Raw genomic sequence first — 22782 nt, 5'->3', positions numbered from 1 at the left:
AAGACCTCCTAAGTTGAACGGGATTTAATCAGGTGAAAGTCCTTGCAGGTATTCAAGGGCCGCGATTTCATCGCCTTCATCGACGCGGCCAAATTGTTTCTTATCCTTGTCCTCGCTCCACGGGTAGGGCTTAACCCGCGGGAATCGCAGACCACGGGCCTGCTCCTTAGATAACTGCCTAGCGAGAAGCATTTCCGAGCGCGGCAACCCTTGTACCAGGATCCACAAAAGATCATGCAGCGATGACCAATCATGACCGTCCCGATAGGCGCGGTGAAGCGCCGAATCATCGGGAAGCCCGGCAATGAGCACGCGCAGGCGGCGGGAAGTTATATCACCGCGGAGCCAATCCGCGACCGGGTCCCCGCCGTATGTTGCGCTTAACGCCGCTTCGCACGCCTCTGGAAACGATTGGAGTTCTCCCGGGATCGGATTTTTCCCACGTAATCAGCGTGGTCCTGCAGAGCCCAACCAATCAGCGAAAGCGGGTCTACATCGGCTTCATTCGCCTTTTCGATGAAGGCCTCGGCTTCATCGCCGAGCACCAGGTCGGCCATCTCCGCGCGAGCATCTCCGGAAGTGATAACCCCATCTTGAATATCATCGCGCAGAGCGGTATGGCGATCGTTCCACTCCGCCGAGGCCAGCTCCGGGGCGACGAAATGGAAGGTGGTACCGGCGAATTCCACCGGGAAAGAATGGGAATCGCCGACAACTTCGCGGCGCTTCTCCAGCAGGGCATCAAGGTTAGTCGTTGCCATGATGACAACCTCCTAAATTGTGAAAAAAGGGCGGGTCAAAAAATGTTGTGGGCCTAAAAGAGGTAGGGCCGCCGCGACCCACAAAACGGCGACCCCATTGTTTTAAGCTTCCGGATCGGTTTCAGTTTCCGGATCCGTTTCAACTTCCGGGGAGGAAGGCTCTTCATTCGGGGTATCATCCACCGCGGAGTAAGAGCCCTCCTCGTTATCGGCGTTATCGCCCTCGCCGGAAGCCGGCGGGGTAGACCAATCGCCCGGGTTACGGCCAGAATTATCCGCCTCAAGGGTCGAGCCTGCCTGGCCCGGCTTCCAGCCCTCGAGGAATTCACGGCGGATAGAGTATCCAAGCTCGTTATCAAGGTTGGTCTTGAAGGTGAATTGGTAGCCAACCAGATCGGTCTTTGTGTAGACGATTTCGCCACGCTCGGAGACCGACGCCGCCGGAAGCAAGAAGCGGCGCGCCTTCTTGCCATCGATCACATCGATACCGAGCCGGAACTGGAATTCTTCCGGAAGTTCCTTGCCCTGCTCGAAAGACACGACGCCGGAAGCGGAATCGAATTCCATATCTTCCGCGGCCACACCGTAGAACAGGGAATTAGCGAGGCCGCCGATAGACCACACGGTCGCCTGGAACGTGAATTCCTGAGAAGAGACCTGAGAGCGCTGGGAGTTCTGAGCCTGCCACGGGGTCCAATTGTTGCGCTCTTCATTCAGGGCCTCAGAGATTCCGGAATCAGCAATCCAGCCGAGGTCAACAAAGGGCTTTTCGTAAGACCCCATATTTTTGGGCATCTTTGTACCCGGCGGGGCGTAGTTGAGACACCCGGTAACGCCGAGGTTCAGCAGCTGGGTTGAGTAGTTAGGGGCAGTAAGGTCTACCTTAGGCGTTTTAGCCATGATGATTTCCTCCTATAGGAAAGTGGTTTGGACCGGGGACGCGATGGAGGCCGTAAAGCCAATTCGCGCCACCCGCGGGTTACGATCGAGCATTCTTTCCGGGCGGGTGACATCAATCACCCGCGTTTCACCTACACGCAGTTGCGATAAACACAGCCGCACAACAGCGGCGGCCTTCATCGCCTCACCACTACGCAGCATTTCCGGGCTCACGAAGAAATGAAGATCAATATCTTCCACATCAACGCCGAGCACGTTCAAGCCCGGTCGACGTTCCGCCGGCCCGGCCGAAAACAACGCGATCGATGGAAGTTCTTTAATTTCAAAATCATGAGGCAGATTGACACGCACCGGATAACGAAAATTATCCCCAAGCGCTTTCACAAGTAGTGCGAAATTATCCACCGCGCACCGCCCTACGCAGCGCATTAGTACGCGGAACCTCTTCCGTTCCCTGTTCTTCCGCCCCGTTGTCAGAGACAACGGAAGCATAGAAACGGCCTCCGGGGCGGATTCCAGAGGTCACGGAATAGTTAGCGGTTCCCCCGGATTCCCGGGAAAGTTGCGTAGCCAGCTGCGCCGTTTTATGCGCACGTTCAGTTACCGCCGCTTGAAGTTTCTTATCCCGGTTGAGGGAATCCCACATCTTCTTTTGCCAGCCAGAGTATTCAGCCACGGACCACCTCCAAATCGGCTTCCAAATGATGAATCACGCCGGGGCTCCACGGGTCAGGCCACCGGGCGGGGGCGCCAACCACCTCGAGCTCCATTACCCCACCTACCCGTACAACGCTTTCCGCCGAGAGCTCCGGAATATCAGTTCCCGGCGGGGTAATGAGCACGTAGGAGGTAATGACCTGCGGCCTATCCTCGGTTCCTTCCGAGGTTCCGCCGAATTGTACGGACACCCCAAAAGGAATCGCTTTCCATTCCGGGTTATCCCAATCGAGAACCGGCTCGGTCGAATAGATACTTTCGACTTCCCGCGGGACCTTCAGCTCCAGGAGCTGATTAAAAATCAGGCCCCCGGTCATGGCCGCGCCCCCAACTTGTAGAAGTCAACCAATCGCCATTCCGTAGACTGCGGAGTCGCAGCACCCGGGGCGCCGAGCGAAATACGGCCCACGGTGTAAGACGATTGAGGCTGGCAGGACCGCGCCGCCATGGCCTTCACCACGCCAACCAGATCGGCGGGGTTATCAAAGCCATGACGTATTTTCGCCTCCACCTTCCGCGGCACCCCATCACGGCGGGGCTTTAGCCCGGGAACGTAGACGATACCGGCCTCGTCAAAGGTAAGCGCCGATACATCGACCGGGCGGGAATCCACTTGCAGGGACTCCACTTCTACAAGGCGTTTCGTTGGAAGGATCACCTGGCCATCACCGGGTACCAGGATTGCCAGTTCTTCATCAATGACCGGGAAGATATGCCATCCGCATAGTTGCCTAAGGGTAGATACGGCCCGGTCGATGGCCTCCTGCGGAACATGCGGATCAGACGATTCAACGCCGTGCTCGAGTTCCATAAAAGACCCCCTTCCTACGTTAGGTGCCTAGTCAGATGCAGGCCGCGCCTTCCGCGGACGGCCGCGGCGGGGCTTATCGGTCTTTACTTCCACCGGGGCTACCTTCACTTCCCGGGCGTCCGGGTAGTGGCGGGCGGCGGTTTCCGGGGACAGCATGAGGGTGAACTCGAGCCCGCTTCCTACCGGAACGCTATAGGGGCGGAGTTCACGCGGGGCGCCCATTAGGCAGCCGCTCCGGTATCGGCGGCAGCGCCGGCGCCAATCTTTCCGGTTACGAATGCGGCCGGGCGCGGAACCATGAGGCCGAGGCGCTCCTCGGCGCGCAGGGTAACGAGGTTGTTCTCGAAATCATCCACGTTGGTGTTTGTGGAATCCACGCGCAGGCCACCGCGGCGGAGGATAGTAGCGCCCTGGCGGAACGCGCCCACCATGTAAGTACCCTGCTCCACCGCCGGGGTAGAAACAACGTTGAGGCCCCACACGGCCGGGGACAGAAGAATACCGTTGTTGCCGTACTGGCCCTGGAACGGGCCGCCGGCGAGGTACTGGCCGTTATTGTCCTTCTTCTTACGCAGCTGCTGGTAATCCGCGGGGTTCAGCATGATGCCGTCCGCGGTGAGCGGGGTCGCCAGCGCGACCATGTCGATAGCTTCCAGCAGACCATCGAACGGGTCGCCGGAAATATCGTGAGACTGAATTCCTTCACGGTTGAAAAGGCCCGTGAGGTTGGAGCCCTGCCCGTCACCATTCAGGAGGGCGTTTTCTTCCGCGACAGAGAGGTCGTAGACAAGCTGGTTATTGATGTAGTCCGCGATGAACGGGAGATCTTCCAGCATTTCATCGGAGACCTTAGAAAGCGCCGCAATCTTAGCCGGGGACTCGGTTACCAGGTCCAGCGGGGAGTAGCGAACATAGGGCTTCTTAGCGCCCTCGGCAACCGCGGCCGGCGCGCCTTCCGCGATACGGTTGAGCTTTTCAACCAGGTACTTGATTACGGGCTGGGTAAGACGGGCGGAGCCCATGAGGTCGGCGGCTACCAGGCGCTCGCGGCGCTGGTTGACGATAGCGCGGGACCATTCGGTGGCGTAGCCATCGATAACGCCCTGGCCCTGGGTAGAGGTCAGGGACGGATCGGAGGCCGCCTTAAATTCCGGGGCCTGGTAGGAAATCGTCTTACCCGGGCTGAAGGCCTTCAGCTCGGCCGCGGCGGACTTCACGAAATGGCCGCCGAGGGTTGCGGAATCCACGTCCCCGGTCGAGGAAGCATTATCGGAATCAGCGCCGAGTCCGAAAGCCTTCAGGGACTTCATCGTCTTTTCGCGCTCTTCACGATCCGCGATTTCCGCGTTCTTTTCTTCCAGCTCGGCCATCTTTTCCTTAACGGAGTTGTATTCCGCCTCGGACATGGAGTCGCCCCAAAAGGCAATCTCCTTAAATTCGGCGCGGAGCTTATCGCGCTCGGCCTTCAGTTCAGCAATCGTCTTCATAGCATGCCTCCATAAGCATCACGTGAGCCTTTACCGCGCGGGCGCGGGCACGGGCTCGGTTGTTTTCTTCTTCCGCCGTTTCATCGGCACCCCGGGTGCCATCAAGTTCATCGGCCGCCGTCTTACACGCGCGCGCCAAGTGCGCGCGTTCCGCCTCGGAGAGCTTCCCGGCCTGCTTCACAGCGGTCGACAGCATGTCCGAGGCATTCTTAACCGACAGAATTTCTGTTTGTTCATTCGCACCAATCGGCACAACGGAGACCTCGTAGAGCTTCAGCCGCTTCAGTTCAAAGACGGGTTCGTCATCTATCGTTGCTTCCGCCGCATCGAGTACGCGGAACGCGAAGCTCATTTGAGATAGCCGGCGTTCCTTAATCAGACGATGGACCTGCGCGGCCTTTTCGTTATCGAGGTCCAGGACCGCTTCAATCTTCAGGCCGTGATCATCCTCGACCGCCGAGGTAACCACGCCGATATTCGAGAAAGGATCCGCGAAATCATGCCCATACAGCAACGGGATATTGTTCCCGGAATCCTTCCATTCCTTCAGCGTGTCCGTAAAAGCACCGCGGCGGATGACATCACCGTATGAATCGACGTTGTCGAATACCGCAGCGTAAGCGGAGATGTACCCTTCCGGGGTGTCATCGGCCCCGCCAGCCTTTACTTGTACCTTGAAATCTTTCAGCACGGGCTCACCGTCCTTTTCATCATCGGGAATTACCGGCGGGTTGTCGTACCAGCCCCTAATTCGTTCTTCCGTCCCTTCCGGGCGGCCATCTTCTTCCGCGCGGGCTAGGCAGACTTCCAGCCCGGGATCGAGGATGTGGAATTCCGCGCCTACCGCCTTAAACGCGGCGATCGTCGCCGGCGGCGGGTTGCCATGGATCAGCCACACGTCCCCCACGGGTTGAGTTTCGGGATCCATGAGCCACCCGTATAGACCGCGGCGCATCGCCGAGACCACATCCGTAATCGCCGGCGGTTTTTCATGATGCAGCTCCTGCCCCGCCAGGCAGGAATACACCGCGTCCACATCAAAGCGAGGGTTGCCTACCCCGGCCTTTTTCGTGACATAGGTTGATTTGCCAGAGCACGGCGGGCCCATGACCACATGAATAGTCATTGTTCTACCCCTCCTCCTAGGCATAAGTGCCTAATCGAGTACTGAACCCCGACTAGCCGTAAGAGCTCACCGACGTATTCCGCCATAGCGACAGAGCGGTGGCGTCCTTCCTTGCAGATGAACACCATGAGCGGGGCTTCATGATTGCGATCGAGCTCCAGGCCGAGGCAGGCCATAGTCGCCCCCCATTGCTGGACCACGGGGTCGGAGAAGTAGTAGCGCTGCACGCCTTCATCCAGCCCGGTCCCGCTCGCGATAGGCGGCGGGGGCGGAGGAAGAACAGTGAGATCAAACTCGGCCTCCCCGCCGGGCGGAGTGCCGTATTGCGCACCCCAGGACACTAGATCAATCATCGCTATCCCCTTCCGGTTCACCTTCCGATTCCGGGTCGGACGCCCCGAATTCCGTATTCAGCGGGCGGGCGAGATCATCGCCGCCTTCAATCTTTGGAAGGTTGTTCATCGCGCGGCCTTCATTCACGGTCATCCACGGCGCACCAATCGCCTGGGAGGTAACCGCCGCCTGCTCTTCAAAGCGGGCACGCAGCCGCTCGCCCATATTGAATTCCGCGTAGAACACGTCGGTATCCACGCCAATCATCGGCAGAAGGAAAGCATTAAGAGCTTCCTCGATCCCCTTCATAATCGGCAGGAGGGAATCACCATAGAGCGACTGGCGGAATTCCTTGACGTTGGAATAATTAGCGTTATCGAGGATTCCCACCATGGTCGGGTTAATGTGATAGACCTGCGCCACGGTTTCCAAAGACAGTTTCGTTTGTTCCACCACCTGCTCATCGGAAGCCTTCAGGTGATGGGGGGAGAACTTCATCCCATCCTCAAGCAGGGCGATACCACCCGCCCCGGAACCACCGGCGGAGAATTGGGCACGCAGGTCCGCCTTAAAGCGCTGGCGGTCCTTATGGTCCCATTTCGCATCAAGGGGGCGCTCGATAAAGCCCGCCATCCGCGGACCCCTATCCCACAGCTGGGCCTGGTATTCCGCCCGAGCCCTATTCTGCTTCAGCACATCTTTCAGGGCGAGGATCGGGGAAACGCCGCACTTGAAGGTTGAAGGGTTATAGCCGGAATGACGAATGAGACGTTCCGCGGGGAGGAAGATTTCCCGGCCGCGTTCATCATGCAAGCTAATGCCCTTGAAAGTCCACGGGTCCTCGAAATGCCGTTTCTTCACCCACCGTTGAGGAATTGGATAAATGGACCATCGAGCGCCCCACGATTCATCTACATCGACGTACCAAATCCACTCGTCATACAGGCACAAATCCATCACAGTGGTGGTAAGCAAATCAGACATGAGAAGCGACCGCGAGGATTGCTTAAGCAATTGGGCTAGCGCGGTGTCATACACGCGCACCCGCCCGCCATCCGCCTCCCGCCGGTAAGCATGCAGCGACACAGATGACACCATACGGGCAATGAAGCTCGTTACCGTACGCAAATGGGGCTGGGTACGATACAGCTCTTCCACCGACATGTGGTCGATACGGAAATCCCAGAAATCATTAAGGTTAATCCCGTTATCGAGAGCATAATCACGCGGCTCTTCCGCCGGGGGGCGGCGCCACCCGGTTAATTTATCCAGAATGCCCATGAGGCCTCCTATCAGAAAATAATCATTCCCGCGTCCAGGTCCTCGGAGAGTTCTTCATCCGCTTCATCTTCATCAATCCAGCCGTCGCCGGAATAGGCGGAAATGAATTCTTCTTCCTTGTGATGGCCTAGCCACCATGCGATATTCGTTGCAATGAACGGGGTCGAATCGCCTACCGATTTATCCCTATCCCAGATAAAGACGTCGCCGGCCTTCCTATCGCGCACGCCTACCGCCGCGGCTTCCAGCAGAGTTGGGGAAGCTTCCTCCCCTTCCGCCCGTCCGGAATGATGCACTTCACCGGCGCGGATAGCGTTCAGGTATCCCAAGACAGATCCGCTCATTTCCGCGCCCTGCCACGGCACAATTTCAATTTCGGCATCTTCCAGCAACGGGGCCAGCGCCGCCGAGGGAGCACCGCGAATTTGCATACCGACACGCCCGTCGAAACCAACCGCGCGGCGGGCATCCAGCCAATCAGCAACCCACGCGATACCCGCGCGGGAGGCGACTACTTCCACATGCCAATGACCATCCGGGCGCTCGAAAGCCACCGCGATATGAGCCGCGCGAGCTTCCACCGCCACATCGATACCGACATAAACCGGCGTTTCGGTTGGGTCGATTTCTACCGGGGATTCCAAAGAGGCCCACAAGTCCTCCCCAATCTTTCCCGGCTCCAACGATTCCACCCACTGGCACAGGTATTCCGTTCGGAAACCATCCGGGGAGGAGTTTTCATCTTCCGGATCCACCGCCGCTTTCGCTTTAGCCAGCATGTCCGATTCCGTACGCACGCCATACCCCAAAGACGGATTGGCTTCAGCCCACCCTTCCCGGTCGAAGATGGAGCGGTCCGGATCGGCGGACCACTCCGCCAAAAAGAGGCGTTCATCATCGGTATCACCGGCATTAATCGCCTTCAGAGCAACGTTCCTAATACGGCGCAGCACTACAGACCGCGCGGTACCAGCGTTACTAAAAGACCAAATCTGGTTCCGGGGCCGCTCCGAGGTAGTTGGCTCGATAGCTTCCCACATGGCCTCATCGGTATGTTCACGCAGCTCATCGAGTAGCGCCAGGTCCACGGAGTAGGACCGGCCACCGCCGTTATTAGCAACCACGTACCAGGCGGGCATACTTCCCGCCGCATCGAGCACGTGCTCTAAATCTTCCGGGACGGAAGAAAGTTCAATACGGTGCGAGCCGTTAGCGGTGCGCATGTAGGGAACCCACTTCCCGCGCTCCATCCGGTAGGGCAGGTATTCCGCCATTTCAGGGTGAGACCGAGCCAGGTTGAAAGCGTCATCCAACGTTCCTTCCGCCACCGTTAAATTTTGGGCGGTTGAAATCATTTCGGAAGCGCCGTCATAGAACAACCGCCACAGGCCGAGCACGCACATCAACAGCGTCTTACCGTTCTGCCGGGCCACCAGAACGCACACCTGCCTAAAACGGTAATCGTAATAGCGCTCCGGCGGCGTATCCGGGTCGAATGAATCCGAGCCCGGCACCGTTGTCATATCCAGCTCGAGAGCATGGATAAACAGCCACTTTTGCCACGGCCTAAGCTCCAGGCCGAGCACCGTCTCGGCGAATTCAATCACCGCGAAACCCAAAGAGGTTTCCGGGGTGAGTTCTACCAGAGGCGGGGTGAAAATACGCGGCTCGGTCCTACCTTTAAGCCCCCCGGCCACGGAGACGGGCCCGGCGCGCGGCGATTTCGTTCTTCACCGCCTTATCTTCAGGGCCCGGCTCGTCAGCGACCTTCACCCCACGCCCGGACGGGGTGCAACCGAGAGTTTCCAGCGTCTTAGTTAAATGCGGTCCGAGGTAGAGCGCTTTCGTAGCGGCCTGTCCCCCGGTTTCCACGCCCTTATCGATGGCGTGAGCGTACCGCAGCGCTAAATCAACAACGGCCTGGTCGGCCGGGGTGACCACATCACCGCGGGCGGCGACAGAACGGGCGACGGAAGCCGCCAAAGAATTTTCGTCTACCCCGCTCACAGGTCCCCACCTCCTAGAATTTCTTGACGAATCGCGGCTAAATCATCGCTGGTTGTTGAACGTGAAATTTCATCCACGCTCTGGGAAAGCGGATCGCCTCCGAGCTTAGATAAAAGAGTTGCACGCTGGCCGGTAATCTTCAGGGCCTGCCCTACAGCGGTTGAGTCGCCGCGGGCGGCCTGCTTCCAAATCGCCTTCAGCAAAGAATCCAGCCGGGACAGCTCGAGGCGGATACGAATATCAGGCGATTCCGAGCTCATGGCAGACAGATAGCCGGCGACCATATCCTCGGCTTCAATCACATCCACGCCAAGACGGTCGGCAATATCGGTATAGGAAACACCGGCGACGCGCAGGTTTACCGCGCGTTCCACATCACTAATTTCATGCAAGGAAATCAACCTCCTCCCCATCACGCCGAGGAATCGAACCGGTATGTTCCTGCCAGCGGCGACAAATCACATCAACATACCGCGGATCCAGCTCCACCAGGCGGGCCTGCGCCCCGCGGTGGTGGGCGGCAATCAGGGTCGAACCGGAACCGCCGAAGAGATCCAGGACGATACCGCCGGGCGGACATGAGTTATTGAGCATCCGCAGCACCAAATCAACCGGCTTCATCGTTGGGTGAACATCATTGGAACGCGGCATAGCAAATTCCAGTGTTGTGAATTGAGCATTGTTCCCAAACCAGCGGGGGCCACCGCGGCCGAGACGGCCCGCGCCGCCCGGCGCGAAACCGTAGAACACCGGGCCGTGGCCTTCTTTGTAGGGGGCGGTGGTATCCACCTCGCCGGTATCGGGATCATCTTCCGCCGGGGGTTGCGCTTCATCACCAAATTTCGGAGCTTCACCAAAAAGGATCGGCTCATGCTTGTAGTGATAATCAGCGCGGCCAATCGCATGATTGTTCTTAACCCAAATCAAATTTTGGCGAAACAGCAGACCGGCCTCCCGGAACGCGGTTTCAAATACCAGGCGATTCGTATCGGCATGCGCCACATAAACCGGCGCGCCCGGTTTAGCCGCGGCAACCAGCGTGGTAAACGCCCCATGCAGTAGCTCGGCGAGGCCTTCCTCCCCATCGTTCAGAATCGAGTGATTAGCCCGGTTGGTTTGGTAGCCGTCCCCGGCATGCCGAGCATTAGAGGAATAGGAGATTCCATAGGGAGGGTCGGTCCACACGCAATCCGCGAGACCATCAAATAGCAGATTTTCTAGGACACCCTCGATATTCGTTGAATCACCACACCACACGCGGTGCGGGCCGAGCTCCCACACATCACCCGGCACTGAGATAGGTGCCTTCTCGGGTACCGACGGGGCTTCATCGCGGTCGGTAAGTTCCTCGGGTTGTTCTTGCGCTTTCAGAATTTCGTTCAAATCGGAATCCGTGTAGCCGGTTCCATCGAGCGATTCCAAATCAGATAGCAGCGCAGCCAGGGCCTCGTCATCGTAGCCGCCGAGGTCAGCTAATCGGTTATCGGAAGCGACAATGGCTTTAGCCGTATCATCATCGACGTCAATCACGGCACAGTCGATTTCTTCCCACCCGATAGACCGCGCCGCCATGAGCGTGTGATTACCGGCTAAGACTTCCAGCGGCCGTCCGGTTTCCGTTCCGCGGTTAACTACGATCGGTTTATATTGGCCACGCGCCCGCAACGATTCCGAAATTCGGGCCACATCACCGCGCCGCGGATTCCCGTCGAAAAGCAGAAGTTCATCCACGCCGAAGCGCTCATAAGAAATTGCGTTCACGCGGCTCATTGAAATTTATCCCCCCAACCTTTTATATCCTGCTGCGCTTGCCGAGCTATCGCGATAGCCGGGTGAGGAATCGGGCGGCCGCGCTCATCGGCAACGATCGTTCCTTCTTCCGCAACGCGGCGGGAAGCATCACGCTCCAGGGCAACGCATTCACAGAACGCTTCCAGTTCCGCGCCCATGATTGCTTCCGGATCCAGGTGCGCCGAAACCAACTCCAACCACACTTCACGCGCACGGCCGGTTAAATGTTCAGGCGGGTCTAAACGGGCCACAGCAAGCCTCCCCCTTTTCGTACACATGACCAATCGAGGCCACACCGACCTCACACTGGTATTCCGGTTCAGTAGGAGTAACCCCAGACAAATCAAGAAACGCGCGCGTTCCATGATCCCCGGCTTCCCTATCGCGAAACACACCATCAACGAGGTCGCGGTGCCAGCGGCAGAAATCGTAATCTTCCACCACATCAAGATTCTCAAGACGCTTATTTTCGTTGAGGTTCATCGAGGTCCGGATAACCACGTTCCAATCCTCGTTATAAATCAGCATGAATTTCGCGTGAGTTTCCAACGACCGGATGGAATCATCACCAAAGAGCTCCACCATCTTCTCGAGGTATTCAGGCTGGCGATTCTTAAACGAGCGGTCCACAATCCACCGGCATGAAAGAATCCGGGAATCAGACATGAGCTCACGAGAGCGGCGAAGATCCGCCGCCGCCGCCGTCCAGGTCGCGATAACCACATGAGCCGGGCCGGTCTTTTGCATAATCGCAACCATGACGTCAATCACGGAAAACTGGCCAAAGGTATAGCACGTGATTTCACTACCCTTCCCGAATTCCTTCAGGGCGGCTTTAGCCGCGCCCACCTTGAAAAGGCGAATACGGTGGCGCTTATGCTTCCGGGCATAAGTTTGGGCTTCAGCCATGAGCGCGCTCCACGTTGAACCGGGAAAGACCTTCCAGCTCCACGCCATCGAGCACGATAACCCGCGCGGAATCAGGAAGGCGGTTCAGCACACCGCGCTTTACCGACACACGGGAGACCGCCACGCGGTGCGATAGGCCTTTTTCAGTGCAATACGCGGCGGAATCGCACAAGCGGCGGCCCACAACGGCAGAGATTTCTTCAGACAACGGACGGGCTCCTTCCGGGAGTGTTTCTATCTACGCGCGCGCGTGCGCGCGATAGGGTGGGTCGGCGCGCGGGGAGAGAGGCCAACCCCTCCCCCATCACTTTCCGCGGCATAAGTTCCTAGTGATTTATTCCCCCCTACCCCTTCAGAGACGCCGTTTAGGCCCACTGGGGGACGCTGCGGCGGCCTAGTGGCAGCGGGCGGTCCTTTTTTCCGCGGGAACGGTTGCAGGAGGCGTGAGCGGGGCGCAGGTTATCGCGGTCGAGGGCGAGCTCGGGATAATCAGCACGCGGGAGGTAGTGGTCGGGCTCGAAGGAGTTGGGGGTGCCGGCCGGGGCGTCGTAGTTGATTGGTTGGTTGCACAGCCAGCAGGCGGCGTTTATGGCGCGGCATTCTTCCATGTATTCGCGGCGGAGTTTAGCCGCGGCGTTTCCGGTCCACTTGTCGGCCATGGCGCCTCCCGGGGTTGAGGTATGGATAAACCCCCGTACGTTGTCCCGGGGGTGTTGCGTGTATCCGGGGCGTACGGGGGCCACGGCCACGAATTATACCACATGACCGGACAACGTTGGGTTATTACTGGTCAGCGGGTGTTTCTTTCGGAATCAGTCGGGGTTATTTTAAGATCGAGAAAGTGGCCCCTCTCCTCCAACCCGCTGAGGTTGGAGAAGGTTGAGGCCAGGGGTTGCAAGCCACAAGAGTATGGACTCAAGGGCTACCGGCTCACCACCGGCTGGTTTTCTTCTTAACGGGTTACCAAGCTGCCCGCCGCTGCGACCACCGTATTCGGTGGGAGCAATTAAGTTATGCTCCGAATAGTAGCAAACTACCGGGGCGGTGTTGAGTTGAGGTAGTCGATTATTTCGGTGGTTCGGTAGAGGTTTATCCTTCCGTTGGTTTCGTGGTTGATTAGGCCGCGGGATGCGAGTTTGCGGAGTTGGTCGGCGGTTACGCGGTGTCCTTGTCCGCGGAGTAGGGCGATGACATGGCGGGCGGGGCGCCAGGGCTCGGGCCGGTTGGTTCGCGGCGGGGTTGGGTATAACAGGTGGTTGATTTGGTTGCGTTGCCAGCGGAGTTCATCGGCAAGGTCGTCAGCTACATCGAGCTCGGCTAGGGCCTCGGAGTTGAAGAGGATCCAATCCATGAGCTCGGGCCAGTTCTTGTCGAATGAGCGGCGCGGGGTGATGAATCGTTTGGCATCGCAAACGAATTCGTAGAGGCGGAGTTCTAGTTCCATGCAGAGCTCGACGGGGCGGGGGCGGCCGGGGCTGGCAGGGCCGAGGCGGCCGCCGGGCCGCATGGTTCTTTCATCGCGTATTTTCCCGGCGGCGTGTTTAGCGGCTTCCAGTTCGCTGTAGGCACGGCGGAGGGTTTCGGCAATGGCGCGGAGGGTGTCGGGGTTCATTCCTGCACCTCTGTGAGTGTGTAGCGCTTGCCGGTCGGGGTGAGTTTTTCCGGCCACGTGCACCCCTTTGTCAATGGCGTACAGGTCGTCATGGTGAATTCAATGAGGCCGCTTTCCGTTTTTCTGAGCATCACGACCTTTCCCACCAGATCAGGGGTCTCTGCTTCCGCGAGGTAGTGCTCATCGTCGTCCCATTCCACGTCAGCCATGGTGGGGCGGGGGACCGGCGGTAGAGCGGCACGGACGGTTTCCCAGTTGAATATGGCGGACGCGGTGGACGTACCAGACGCAAGCTTTAAAAGGCTATTTAGCGCCTCATGCGCCCTGATGATTTCTTGGCGTGTTGGGTTGCTCATGGTTTCTCCTTTTCGGGGCTGTGTGGCCGTTTAAGCGAATCAATATGGATGTGGGCACCCGGGGGTTCATTGAGGCGTGCTCGGCACTTGGTGGCGCGCAGGGCCGCGATTCTGGCGTCGTCTTGAAGTACCCGGGCCTCGGTGAGTGCATCACCCACGGCGCGCACAAGTTTATCCAGATCCGGGGTGACGGTATGCCAGCCGCCGGGCTCGGGCTCCCGCTTCCGCGCCGGGAGGACAAACACCACATCCAGAAGCACGGGCTCGTCGATGGGGGCACGCCTACCGAATGCAGCACGCGCCCGGGTTGCTACCAGCCGCCGCCACCCCGGCAGGTATTGGGAGGATTCCCGCATGCGGCCGCCCCCCATGTAGCTTTTCGAGCCCTGCGGGCGAGGGATGCCAGGAACAAACACCGCCATGATTGGATCATTCGTCATCGCAGAGCCCGCAATCACAGCCGCCTTCATCGACTTCAATCATCGGGACCGGGACGAAAGCGCCAATGATGTTCACGTCCTGGTCGTCAACGCGCAGCCATTCCGCGCCGTTGAGGAACCACCACGACTCGAGGTCGCCGAGGTTTCCAGAGCGCACAATCAGCTGCGGCAGGCCACCGGCAACGGTGGCCAGGAATGGGGTGCCGGCTGGGGTGAGTAGCGGCTCGAATTCTTTGTTCATCATTTGAAACATTGGGGCCTCCTAGCGGTAGAGGAAGAACGGGCGGTTATGGCGGGTTGTGGGCCGGGTTCCGCGACGGCGCTGTGTGGCGCGGATTACCACGGCGGTCTGAGGAAGGCTTAATTCACCGCGCTTAGCACGCAGAGCAAGCCGATCGAGAATTGAGTTAAGGGTGTTTGGCATCGATATTCCTTCCATGAAGTTTCAAAAGGGCGGCTGGTTGGTTTCGTGAGTGCAGCGCACCGCGATGGAGCCATGGCGGGCAATTCCGTTGTCATCGCAGCGGCGGCAGGCATCAATGGCGGCACGGCGTAAGGCGCGCTGGGTGGCTTCCTCGTCCCGGGCGCGGGCCTCGGCGGCCTTCCGGAGTTTTTCGCAGGCGCGGCACGGCGGGATTTCATCATCGGGAAGCGCGGCGTGTTTCTTGCAGACCGGCCGCCCGCCGTTAGGCGTGGGCGGTTGGTCGGAGGAATTTTCAGGGGGGGTCGATTTATCCACAGGCTGTGGATAACCAGTACCGTTACTGATCTCCTTAACCCCCTCTCCCCTGTTCCCCTGTTCCCCTGTTCCAGTAGAGGAACCTCCGCGCACTTGCGCCGAGCTTCCGCGGGCATGCGCGGAAATTCCGCGACTATCCGCGGAAAGTTCCCGAATTTCCGCATCTTGCCCTATGACCTGCATCTTTACCGGGTCGAAGGGTAGACCATCCTCCGGGGCGGGGAATTTCGAGCCGGCCATCCGAGCATTCTTAGATTGGTGGCGCTTCCAGTTCGGAATCGCGTAATAATGCCTTCCGCCGACGTCGTAAAAATCTACCGCGCATGCGCGCCGAATTTCCGCGACTATGCGCCGAAATTCCGCTACTGATATTTCTTCATCGTTTGGGAACGCAAAACCCAGCAATTCGCGCGGGTTGTACGTCCCGCGCCCGGCGTCATCCGCCCAATTCCACATAGCGATATACAGCAGCCGGGCCCAGGGGCCCATCGACGTAATAGACGGCGACGACCAGAACTCCGGCTTAATCGACCGAATCCGGGGCATCTTCATTTCCTTCCAGAGGTAGATAAAACTGGTCCCCCACCTCCGACGGCATCCACGGGAATACCGCCGAGACAGGGGACGAATTGTTAGCGCACATCGAGCTTTAGAACGGCGGTTGACCATCAACCGCGCCGCCGCCGGAATCAGGTTCCAGATTGGACAGGGCGGTAAACACGGAATCGGCGACGAATTCCGTCTTATAGCGGTTCTCCCCGTTGTTGGTTTGCCAGCGCCGCTGCGTTAGGCGGCCATGCACCACAACATGATCGCCAACCTTCAAGTGAGTACTAGCCCACTTGGTCCACGGAACGGGGTCTTGGTCCCGGCGCTGCTTATCCCACAGCACCACATCAACTACGGAGCGGGCGGATTCCTTCCACTCGTTAGCATCGCGGTCGAAATATCGGGAGGATTGAATCAGGGTCGTGTTCACCACCGGGGTCCCGCCCGGGGTATAGCGCAGCTCGGGGGCGGTAGCTAAACGACCGGCGCGGTATTCGTAATCAATCATCGGGCAACACCCTTATCGATTTCGCGCCACCGGTCACGCCCGGCCTGCAGGAACGCCTCAGGCGCGCCTTCCTTTTGCAGATCGGCCATGAGCTTTTCGACATCTTCCTTAATCGTGAAGCCCTTAAGCGTTTCCTTCAGGTCGTTCAAGATGGCGGCATCATCCTCGGACAGGTCCGCGGCCGGGGCCGGTTGGGATTCCAGCTGCGCCGGTTCCGAGGATTGAGACCCCGATTTTTCTGATAGATGCCTAGTGGAGTTAGACAGAGCGGCCTTCAGCCCGGCGTTACCGCGGCCGCCATCCATACGGCGCGCCTCGGCCTTAATCGGGGTGGGGCCTTGCAGCTCGAGCTCTTCGGAGGAATACGGAATGGCATTCAGCACATCCGCGGCCATTCGGCGGCATACTTCCATGGCAGCTTTCGCATAGAGCATCTCTTCCGGTTGGGTGGCATATTTCGTGTTCGAGGTAAAGCCCGCATCTTTCGCGCGCTTAATATCCCAGGTTGATGTGAACACCGCCGAGGAACCGCGGCGCCGGCCGGAAACAACGACGCGCTCGGCGGATGACTCTTCCACCCACACTTCGTGGCCTTTTGATTGCACGAGAGCCACCGCGGTGCGCGCATAAATCGATGGGGTGCCGTGCACGACAAAGACATTCTGCAGAGAGGTCGATACCCCGAATCCCAAATTCGCACCATACACGGCGGCGGCAAGGGCCTTATTGCGCGCGGCTTCCTCGCCCTGCGCCGGGGCACCCTTCCGCGGAGAGAAATCGGGAAGATAGGTCTGCGGAACCATACCGCCGGCAATGAGGACAGGCACGATTTCCGCGGCCTTCTTCATCACTTCCAGCTCCCGGTCGATGGCATCAACCGCAGCGTTTCGGAATTCGTTCTTGACCTCCGAAATTTCCGCATCGGTAGGCTCGTAACGTTGAATATCAGACATTGAAAAGGTTTCCTTCCTTTTAGGGTTTAATCCAGAAACGATTAAGGTCCTCACAATCGCCAATCACCTGGCGGAAGCCAGGAAGAATGAGGAACGGGTCGTAGGCAAATGAATCATGCGCAGAAAGCGGGAACGGCGAATCATCATCAGCGCCGAACATGGAAGCCAGCTCGTCATCGTTGACTACCAAGCAATCCCAGTTAGCAGCCCAGTAACTCGGGTACCGCAAACCGGCGCAGGCTTCCGCGACGAAAATAGGGGCTTCAATATCACGGCCATCAACCAAATAAAATCCGCCGTGATAGCCGGAACCAATATTCTCGGACGAAAAAAGCACCGCGATAGGGTGAGCGGGGAAAAGACGGGAAAGTTCTTCCATCACCGGGGCGGGATACAGCCCCGCGGTTGAAAAGGACACTTCCACCCAATCGCGCTCTTCCTTTTTATCGGGCTCAATCACCGTTGTATGGAAGGCGTTTCCCTTCACCCCGTGGCGGCGTCGTTCCCAATCGGAAACAAAGGAGTTATCACGCCATTTCGCCTCGGTATCGGGTACCGCCGGCGGCGGAATAATCCGGTTGAAATCGAATTCACCTTGGTCATTGAGCACCAGGGCTAAGAAATCATCGGCAATATCCACGTTGACACGCACGCGGACAATGCAAGTTCTGCAACGGCGGATCATTCTTCCTCCTTATGTTGTGCAATAGCGAGTAGGGCGAGGGCGAGGGGACGAAGCTCCCACGGCTCTACGACGATGTACCCGGTCGGGAGGTGAGGGAGAGAGCTGCTGCGCTCATGTTCGATAATCAGCCCGTTCCGGGGTACCGTGTGCCGCCCGGTTGGCAGTGCCGTGAGGCGCGGCAGTGTGACTTTTATGGTGCGGGCCTGCTGGTCTGCGTATTCCATGGACTCGGCCCAGGTTGGGAAGGATTCATAGCGCTCCTGCCCGTATTCGTACACGTGCCATTCGTAATACGCTTTGAAGATTCGATAGCGGCTCATGCTTCCTCCCCTAAATCGGCGGAACGGTTGAAATACACCTGCGGGGTGGCGCCCATCCGGGAACGCCGGTCGGCAATTTTCACGCCCCGGTATTCCGCAATTCGGGCCGAGCCCATGAGCTGCGCGGCCTCGGACTTCACGCCGATCGCCGCGCTCTTAGCTTCCTTTTCCGCCTCGGCGGTATCGAGCCAGCGCAACGCAGTTTCACGGTCGACTTCCACCCGGCCATCCCTATCAATTTCCGGGTGCATGCCGCGCACCGCGTCATAGGTAGCTTTCGATTCATCCAGCGGCGGGAAATCACCGGCGCGGATAGCTTCATAGGCTTCCGCTAGTTTCCCCACCACGATGTCGAAGAGCTCCGGATCCCAGGCGACGTTATGAATTTCCGGTACCCCGGTCGGGCCGAGCACTACGATCGCGGCCTTATGGATTCCAGACACGCCCTGTTGAAAGTTCACCTGGGTCAGGTAGTCGTATGGGATGGAATCCGGTTCACCCGGCCGTCCCCAATCGTTCATCGACATAGCGGTCTTACATTCAATGATGAAGAAGCGCTCGGGGTTGGTTGAACCGAATTTCCGGTTCAGGGCTCGCCGGTCGATAGTTGCCATATTGGGGAATGGCAATTCATCGTTGGTATAGGCGATTTCCGCGCGGCCGCGGCGGGCCACGTTGAGGTGCCAGCCGGGGTTATTGTGTAGCCACCATTTCGCCAATGATTCTTCCGCGATATGGCCCCACGCGGCCCGGTCCTCGTTCATCGGCGGGTGATCCACATTCCCGGCCAATTCATGCCAGGCGGCGAACTGTGAGGTCCAGCGGGACACGCCGAGGATTCCGGGGACTTTTGACGCGGTGATCATCCGCGACCATTCCGCCGAGCCAGCGGCGGGCGGAGCATCAATTATTTTGGGCACGGTTCTTTTCCCTTCTCATTTGTCGGAATACGTATTTGCGCACTGTTTCCGGGTTGACGCCGTAGACCGCGCCGAGGCGGCAAAGCGCGCCGTATTCGTTCATTCCGCACGCGCGGAAATGGCGATATTCAATGACGACGTCCGGCCATTTAGGCCGCTTCAAGGGCAAGGGGCACGTCATGGTTCCGGGTCCCCGTACTTGTGAATGAAGTTCATTTCTACGGTTCCGGGGTAGTCATCGGCGGCAGACAATTTCGCCTCTTTATCGAGGGCGGCAGACAGAGACCGCAAAGCGGAGTTCATGCCGCGGAGTACATCCCAAGCGGATTCAATTTCCGACTCAAGGCGATCGACCTTCCTAGCCAGGGCAGTAACCCACAACAGCAATACCACCGGCACGCCGAGCGCAACGACCGCAAGCACCTCGTCAATCATTCGTTTTCCTTTAGGCTTTCCGATATCTTCAGGATCAATTCATCGGAATACTTTTCCCACCTGGCGGAATATTCATCTATTGCTTCCTTAATGGAATCCAGCTCGCCCTTTACGCGTTCCAAAGACACTTCAGAAACCGCAGGGCTGGACGTATTTCCGCTGGCCATATCTAGAATGTGACGAACATAAGAGATTGAGGAAGATACAAGCTCAAGTGTGGATTTATACTTCCAAGCATCGAGAGCTTGGATCGTGACATTCTTCATTACCTGGTCATATAGGCTCTTTTGTTGCTCGTTCATACCAGGCCTCCGGCGGCTAGCAGGAAGCCAATCAGGACTGGGATGCCGAACGCGGCGCCGAGGGCGTAGTCCTTCCAGTGCATTACGCGGCACCTCCCATTCCGGTTACCGCGTCCACGCGCGACTTCAGGAAGCCCACGCGGGCGCGGCCGTTCATCTTGACTTTTACGGGGCCGAGGTCGTCGGCATCGCCGTTCTGGACATAGCGGTACAGGGAGCGGGCGGAGATTCCGAGAATTTCCGCGGTTTCAGGCACCGTATAAGTTCGGGCCTGTTTGCTAGTATTCATGGTGTCCTCTTTCTAAAAAGGGGGCTTCAGGATTCCCCCGGTTGAACGTTGCGAAGGATCACCGGGGGAATTTTCGTGTTTCCGCACCCCTCGGGGCCAGGGCGCGGAGCTTATAAGGGAGGCCAGCAGCTAACCCTCACCAAAACGGCGGCTGGATCATGGGGCGCTTTACGGACCTAGTAGCAGGCGAACTTTCTTACCGCTTTAACAGGCCTCCCGGCTCCCCGGCGAGGAATCGAACCTCACTTAACACGCGCCAGCGCGGGGACACTTTCACTATTGAATTTTGTTGAGCCCGGCTCCTACCCATTCCCCAACGCGGCGGGAACCGAGCACGCTTTAGACAGATTCAGGAATCAGTAGCAATTTCCCGTATGGAATCCCGGTTACCTTTTGCAGCCGTACTAAGTCCTGTAGGCCGGGCGCGTTACGCCCACGGCGCCAATTGCTAACACACGCCGGGGTGTGTCCGAGCTTTTCCGCTAGTTCGTAGTCGGAGGACGCGCCGAGGACATGGCGGGCGCGGTCCAGGGCTTCAGGGTCAAGGCGAATCACGGGGTCTCCTTTGCTTCATTTTGCTACAGTGCATCATTCTAACGCACCAATAAAAATTATTGGCACCGACACGCCAAACATTTTCATTGCTGCAGGTAGTGGGCGCTGCGTCATTTTGACGCACCCCCGGTCGGGTAGATAGACTCAGAGTTATGAACCAAGAACAATGGCTGCGGCGGGCCACCGGCGGAGACAGCAACCGCAAGATTTCCGAGCGCGCCGGAATCTCCGATGCCACACTCGGCCGCCACATGAAAAGCAATGAACTTCCCGCGGACACAATCATCAAGATCGCGGAAGCATATGACATCAACCCAATTGACGCCCTTGTCGCCCTGGGCTTCATGCAAGCGAAGTGGACCGCGGCGCCTACCCCACTTTCCGCGCTAAAGGCAGCGGATGACCAGGACTTAACCGACGAAATCCTTTACCGGCTAAAAATCTGTGAGAAAATCCGGGGCGAAACAAAGACCGCCCTCGAGAAAAACACCCCGGTCAATCAAATGTAAAACGCAAAAAGCACCGCGCGGGTGCGTAATCGCCCTGCCCGCGCGGTGTTGGATCCGCCCAAAAGTGTAAGCAAAAGAGCAAAGGACCCGACAAGGAAGCATAGCACATGAGTGTTCATAAACGGCTATCCCCCAAAGGAAAAGAACGATGGATCGCACGATGGCGCGACCCCGGCGGGAAACAGCACTCCAAAAGTTTCGACACCCGCGGCGAGGCGGTCCAATGGGAGGCGGACCAAATCAGCGCCGCCGCCCGCGGCCGGTATCTGCCTAATGAGATGCAAAAGCTAACCGTGAAAGATATTTTCACGCAATGGCTTTACCACCGTCCGCTGCGCGCCGCTAGCCGCGCACAATATGAATACACCCTCACCAAGCATCTTCCACCAATCGCGAATTATCGAGCCCATGAGCTCACCGCCGCCGATGTTCAGAAATGGGGGGCGCAACTACGCACCGGGCGGACATGGATAGACCGCAAAGACCTCGGGGTCAGCGAAACCACCGCGCGAAACGCCATGAGGCATCTCAATTCCGCGATGAAATGGGCCGTGCAGGAAGGAATGATCCCGCGTAACCCCGTTGTCCTTCCCAAGCGCAACGACGCCATCGAGCCGGACATTATTCCTACCGCATCCCAGATTCAGGCCGTGACCAAAGGACTACGCGCAGGCGGGATCAAATACACGGAAGTCAAGAAAAAGGGCGGCAAGCCGCGCACCAATCACTTACGGCCCGATCCCGTTCTTGCAGACATGCTAACCCTCGCCGCCTTCACGGGCGCGCGAATATCAGAGCTCGCCGGCCTATTGGTCTCCGAGGTTGACTATCAGGGCGGGATCATCCGTATCAGGAAGCAGCTCGGGAAAGAGGAACCGCGGCGCCGAGTAGAGCTAAAGACCACCGGAAGCCGCCGGGATATTCCAATAGCCGCCGAGGTCGTTCAACTGCTTCATCGCCATACCGACGGCAAAGAGGGGCGGGAATACCTTTTCTTGTCGAGCACCGGGAGGCCCATCATTCATTCCCGCGCGGCGGTGAAGGTCCGCCGGGTCGCGGAAGCGGTAGGAGCGCCGAATGTTCACTTCCACGCGCTGCGTCATTATTTCGCATCGCAGTTGATTACCGCGGGTGTTCCAATTCAGGACGTCGCGCAGGTATTAGGGCATTCATCACCGGCGACCACGCTAGCGGTTTATACGCATGTCATCGAAGGCGCGCGGGAGAGAGTAGCCGGGGCGATTAGCGTGGCTATCGGTGCCGAGCTTAAGGGAAGCACTTCCCCACTTCACGCAATAGGCGAATGAATAGTGGGCCCAGACCGAGATAGCGTAACCGACAAAACGCAAGAAATCCCCCGGCCGAAACGCCGGGGGAACATTCTTGTGGGATCCATGTGGGATCGTGATTTCACGGGCCGCGGAAACTGCTCCCTTTAGCAGCGGAAACTATGCGGTGGCATCAAGTGGGTTCTTGACCCAGCTCAT

At 58.3% G+C, this 22782-nt stretch carries 37 protein-coding genes; 2 read left to right on the top strand and 35 right to left on the bottom strand.

Translation table 11 applies throughout. The features are described 5' to 3' along the window. Nucleotides 1-24: 24 nt before the first annotated feature. The 35 genes from QP363_RS10965 to QP363_RS10795 form a co-directional block, all read right to left on the bottom strand. Nucleotides 25-312 (bottom strand): hypothetical protein, encoded by a 288-nt coding sequence (locus QP363_RS10965; RefSeq protein ID WP_284764593.1) that lies wholly within the window; start codon nt 310-312, stop codon nt 25-27. 68 nt (nt 313-380) lie between these two features. Beyond that, nucleotides 381-761 carry a hypothetical protein gene (locus tag QP363_RS10960; RefSeq protein ID WP_284764592.1) on the bottom strand — a complete coding sequence of 127 codons (381 nt, stop codon included), beginning with the start codon at nt 759-761 and terminating at the stop codon, nt 381-383. A 102-nt stretch (nt 762-863) separates the two neighbouring features. Continuing rightward, nucleotides 864-1661: a hypothetical protein gene (locus QP363_RS10955; RefSeq protein ID WP_284764591.1), complete on the bottom strand. Its 798-nt coding sequence runs from the start codon at nt 1659-1661 to the stop codon at nt 864-866. A gap of 12 nt (nt 1662-1673) precedes the next feature. Continuing rightward, nucleotides 1674-2066, bottom strand: a complete 393-nt coding sequence (locus tag QP363_RS10950; RefSeq protein WP_284764590.1) for a hypothetical protein — start codon at nt 2064-2066, stop codon at nt 1674-1676. After that, nucleotides 2059-2337, bottom strand: a complete 279-nt coding sequence (locus QP363_RS10945; RefSeq protein ID WP_284764589.1) for a hypothetical protein — start codon at nt 2335-2337, stop codon at nt 2059-2061. The genes QP363_RS10950 and QP363_RS10945 overlap by 8 nt, the downstream gene beginning before the upstream one ends. Beyond that, the gene (locus tag QP363_RS10940; RefSeq protein ID WP_284764588.1) at nt 2330-2695 is read right to left on the bottom strand and encodes a hypothetical protein; all 366 of its coding nucleotides are present in this window, start codon (nt 2693-2695) and stop codon (nt 2330-2332) included. Before QP363_RS10940 ends, QP363_RS10945 begins: the two co-directional genes overlap by 8 nt. Further along, a complete protein-coding gene (locus QP363_RS10935) occupies nt 2692-3189 on the bottom strand; it encodes a hypothetical protein (RefSeq protein ID WP_284764587.1) in 498 nt (165 codons plus the stop codon). Before QP363_RS10935 ends, QP363_RS10940 begins: the two co-directional genes overlap by 4 nt. Nucleotides 3190-3216: 27 nt before the next feature. Beyond that, complete coding sequence (locus QP363_RS10930; protein ID WP_284764586.1) at nt 3217-3411, bottom strand: hypothetical protein; 195 nt, start codon at nt 3409-3411, stop codon at nt 3217-3219. After that, on the bottom strand, nt 3411-4676 hold the full coding sequence (locus QP363_RS10925; RefSeq protein WP_284764585.1) for a phage major capsid protein: 1266 nt from the start codon (nt 4674-4676) through the stop codon (nt 3411-3413). The genes QP363_RS10930 and QP363_RS10925 overlap by 1 nt, the downstream gene beginning before the upstream one ends. After that, nucleotides 4660-5802 carry an HK97 family phage prohead protease gene (locus QP363_RS10920; protein WP_284764584.1) on the bottom strand — a complete coding sequence of 381 codons (1143 nt, stop codon included), beginning with the start codon at nt 5800-5802 and terminating at the stop codon, nt 4660-4662. Before QP363_RS10920 ends, QP363_RS10925 begins: the two co-directional genes overlap by 17 nt. Continuing rightward, nucleotides 5799-6155: an RNase adapter RapZ gene (locus tag QP363_RS10915; protein WP_284764583.1), complete on the bottom strand. Its 357-nt coding sequence runs from the start codon at nt 6153-6155 to the stop codon at nt 5799-5801. The genes QP363_RS10920 and QP363_RS10915 overlap by 4 nt, the downstream gene beginning before the upstream one ends. Continuing rightward, nucleotides 6148-7416, bottom strand: coding sequence for a phage portal protein (locus tag QP363_RS10910; protein ID WP_284764582.1), 1269 nt, complete (start codon nt 7414-7416; stop codon nt 6148-6150). Before QP363_RS10910 ends, QP363_RS10915 begins: the two co-directional genes overlap by 8 nt. A gap of 11 nt (nt 7417-7427) precedes the next feature. Continuing rightward, a complete protein-coding gene (locus QP363_RS10905; RefSeq protein WP_284764581.1) occupies nt 7428-9023 on the bottom strand; it encodes a terminase large subunit in 1596 nt (531 codons plus the stop codon). A gap of 73 nt (nt 9024-9096) precedes the next feature. Beyond that, nucleotides 9097-9423: a hypothetical protein gene (locus QP363_RS10900; RefSeq protein ID WP_284764580.1), complete on the bottom strand. Its 327-nt coding sequence runs from the start codon at nt 9421-9423 to the stop codon at nt 9097-9099. Beyond that, complete coding sequence (locus QP363_RS10895) at nt 9420-9824, bottom strand: hypothetical protein (protein WP_284764579.1); 405 nt, start codon at nt 9822-9824, stop codon at nt 9420-9422. The genes QP363_RS10900 and QP363_RS10895 overlap by 4 nt, the downstream gene beginning before the upstream one ends. Next, nucleotides 9808-11193 (bottom strand): DNA methyltransferase, encoded by a 1386-nt coding sequence (locus QP363_RS10890; RefSeq protein WP_284764578.1) that lies wholly within the window; start codon nt 11191-11193, stop codon nt 9808-9810. Before QP363_RS10890 ends, QP363_RS10895 begins: the two co-directional genes overlap by 17 nt. Then, nucleotides 11190-11465, bottom strand: coding sequence for a P27 family phage terminase small subunit (locus tag QP363_RS10885; protein ID WP_284764577.1), 276 nt, complete (start codon nt 11463-11465; stop codon nt 11190-11192). The genes QP363_RS10890 and QP363_RS10885 overlap by 4 nt, the downstream gene beginning before the upstream one ends. Continuing rightward, nucleotides 11443-12123 carry a hypothetical protein gene (locus QP363_RS10880; RefSeq protein ID WP_284764576.1) on the bottom strand — a complete coding sequence of 227 codons (681 nt, stop codon included), beginning with the start codon at nt 12121-12123 and terminating at the stop codon, nt 11443-11445. Before QP363_RS10880 ends, QP363_RS10885 begins: the two co-directional genes overlap by 23 nt. Further along, nucleotides 12116-12331 carry a hypothetical protein gene (locus QP363_RS10875; RefSeq protein WP_284764575.1) on the bottom strand — a complete coding sequence of 72 codons (216 nt, stop codon included), beginning with the start codon at nt 12329-12331 and terminating at the stop codon, nt 12116-12118. The genes QP363_RS10880 and QP363_RS10875 overlap by 8 nt, the downstream gene beginning before the upstream one ends. A 157-nt stretch (nt 12332-12488) precedes the next feature. Beyond that, nucleotides 12489-12782, bottom strand: coding sequence for an HNH endonuclease (locus QP363_RS10870; RefSeq protein ID WP_284764574.1), 294 nt, complete (start codon nt 12780-12782; stop codon nt 12489-12491). A gap of 374 nt (nt 12783-13156) precedes the next feature. Next, nucleotides 13157-13735 (bottom strand): hypothetical protein, encoded by a 579-nt coding sequence (locus QP363_RS10865; RefSeq protein WP_284764573.1) that lies wholly within the window; start codon nt 13733-13735, stop codon nt 13157-13159. Beyond that, complete coding sequence (locus QP363_RS10860) at nt 13732-14091, bottom strand: hypothetical protein (RefSeq protein WP_284764572.1); 360 nt, start codon at nt 14089-14091, stop codon at nt 13732-13734. Before QP363_RS10860 ends, QP363_RS10865 begins: the two co-directional genes overlap by 4 nt. Further along, nucleotides 14088-14531 (bottom strand): RusA family crossover junction endodeoxyribonuclease, encoded by a 444-nt coding sequence (locus QP363_RS10855; RefSeq protein ID WP_284764571.1) that lies wholly within the window; start codon nt 14529-14531, stop codon nt 14088-14090. Before QP363_RS10855 ends, QP363_RS10860 begins: the two co-directional genes overlap by 4 nt. Then, nucleotides 14521-14784 carry a hypothetical protein gene (locus tag QP363_RS10850; RefSeq protein ID WP_284764570.1) on the bottom strand — a complete coding sequence of 88 codons (264 nt, stop codon included), beginning with the start codon at nt 14782-14784 and terminating at the stop codon, nt 14521-14523. Before QP363_RS10850 ends, QP363_RS10855 begins: the two co-directional genes overlap by 11 nt. A gap of 9 nt (nt 14785-14793) precedes the next feature. Continuing rightward, the gene (locus tag QP363_RS10845) at nt 14794-14955 is read right to left on the bottom strand and encodes a hypothetical protein (protein WP_284764569.1); all 162 of its coding nucleotides are present in this window, start codon (nt 14953-14955) and stop codon (nt 14794-14796) included. Between the two features lie 21 nt (nt 14956-14976). Beyond that, complete coding sequence (locus QP363_RS10840; RefSeq protein WP_284764568.1) at nt 14977-15816, bottom strand: hypothetical protein; 840 nt, start codon at nt 15814-15816, stop codon at nt 14977-14979. 103 nt (nt 15817-15919) lie between these two features. After that, nucleotides 15920-16327 (bottom strand): single-stranded DNA-binding protein, encoded by a 408-nt coding sequence (locus QP363_RS10835; protein WP_284764567.1) that lies wholly within the window; start codon nt 16325-16327, stop codon nt 15920-15922. Continuing rightward, nucleotides 16324-17280: a hypothetical protein gene (locus QP363_RS10830; protein WP_284764566.1), complete on the bottom strand. Its 957-nt coding sequence runs from the start codon at nt 17278-17280 to the stop codon at nt 16324-16326. Before QP363_RS10830 ends, QP363_RS10835 begins: the two co-directional genes overlap by 4 nt. Before the next feature lie 19 nt (nt 17281-17299). Beyond that, nucleotides 17300-17932 (bottom strand): hypothetical protein, encoded by a 633-nt coding sequence (locus QP363_RS10825; RefSeq protein WP_284764565.1) that lies wholly within the window; start codon nt 17930-17932, stop codon nt 17300-17302. 29 nt (nt 17933-17961) lie between these two features. Next, nucleotides 17962-18285 carry a hypothetical protein gene (locus tag QP363_RS10820; RefSeq protein WP_284764563.1) on the bottom strand — a complete coding sequence of 108 codons (324 nt, stop codon included), beginning with the start codon at nt 18283-18285 and terminating at the stop codon, nt 17962-17964. Beyond that, nucleotides 18282-19205, bottom strand: a complete 924-nt coding sequence (locus tag QP363_RS10815; RefSeq protein ID WP_284764562.1) for a YqaJ viral recombinase family protein — start codon at nt 19203-19205, stop codon at nt 18282-18284. Before QP363_RS10815 ends, QP363_RS10820 begins: the two co-directional genes overlap by 4 nt. A gap of 177 nt (nt 19206-19382) precedes the next feature. After that, nucleotides 19383-19640 (bottom strand): hypothetical protein, encoded by a 258-nt coding sequence (locus QP363_RS10810; protein ID WP_284764561.1) that lies wholly within the window; start codon nt 19638-19640, stop codon nt 19383-19385. Further along, entirely contained in the window at nt 19637-19942 is a 306-nt protein-coding gene (locus QP363_RS10805; protein ID WP_284764560.1) for a hypothetical protein, read from the bottom strand. The genes QP363_RS10810 and QP363_RS10805 overlap by 4 nt, the downstream gene beginning before the upstream one ends. Nucleotides 19943-20024: 82 nt before the next feature. After that, nucleotides 20025-20231 (bottom strand): AlpA family transcriptional regulator, encoded by a 207-nt coding sequence (locus QP363_RS10800; protein ID WP_284764558.1) that lies wholly within the window; start codon nt 20229-20231, stop codon nt 20025-20027. Between the two features lie 339 nt (nt 20232-20570). After that, nucleotides 20571-20786: a helix-turn-helix transcriptional regulator gene (locus QP363_RS10795; RefSeq protein ID WP_284764556.1), complete on the bottom strand. Its 216-nt coding sequence runs from the start codon at nt 20784-20786 to the stop codon at nt 20571-20573. Between the two features lie 152 nt (nt 20787-20938). On the opposite strand from QP363_RS10795, the gene QP363_RS10790 reads away from it, so the two are divergent. Next, on the top strand, nt 20939-21295 hold the full coding sequence (locus QP363_RS10790) for a hypothetical protein (RefSeq protein ID WP_284764554.1): 357 nt from the start codon (nt 20939-20941) through the stop codon (nt 21293-21295). Nucleotides 21296-21402: 107 nt separating this feature from the next. Continuing rightward, a complete protein-coding gene (locus QP363_RS10785; RefSeq protein WP_284764553.1) occupies nt 21403-22602 on the top strand; it encodes a site-specific integrase in 1200 nt (399 codons plus the stop codon). Nucleotides 22603-22782 lie beyond the last annotated feature (180 nt).

The sequence above is a fragment of the Corynebacterium sp. UMB6689 genome, from assembly GCF_030215295.1.
In the GTDB taxonomy this organism is placed as follows: domain Bacteria; phylum Actinomycetota; class Actinomycetes; order Mycobacteriales; family Mycobacteriaceae; genus Corynebacterium; species Corynebacterium aurimucosum.
Note: the sequence above shows the minus strand (reverse complement) of the source record. Positions and strands in the feature narration are given on the sequence as shown.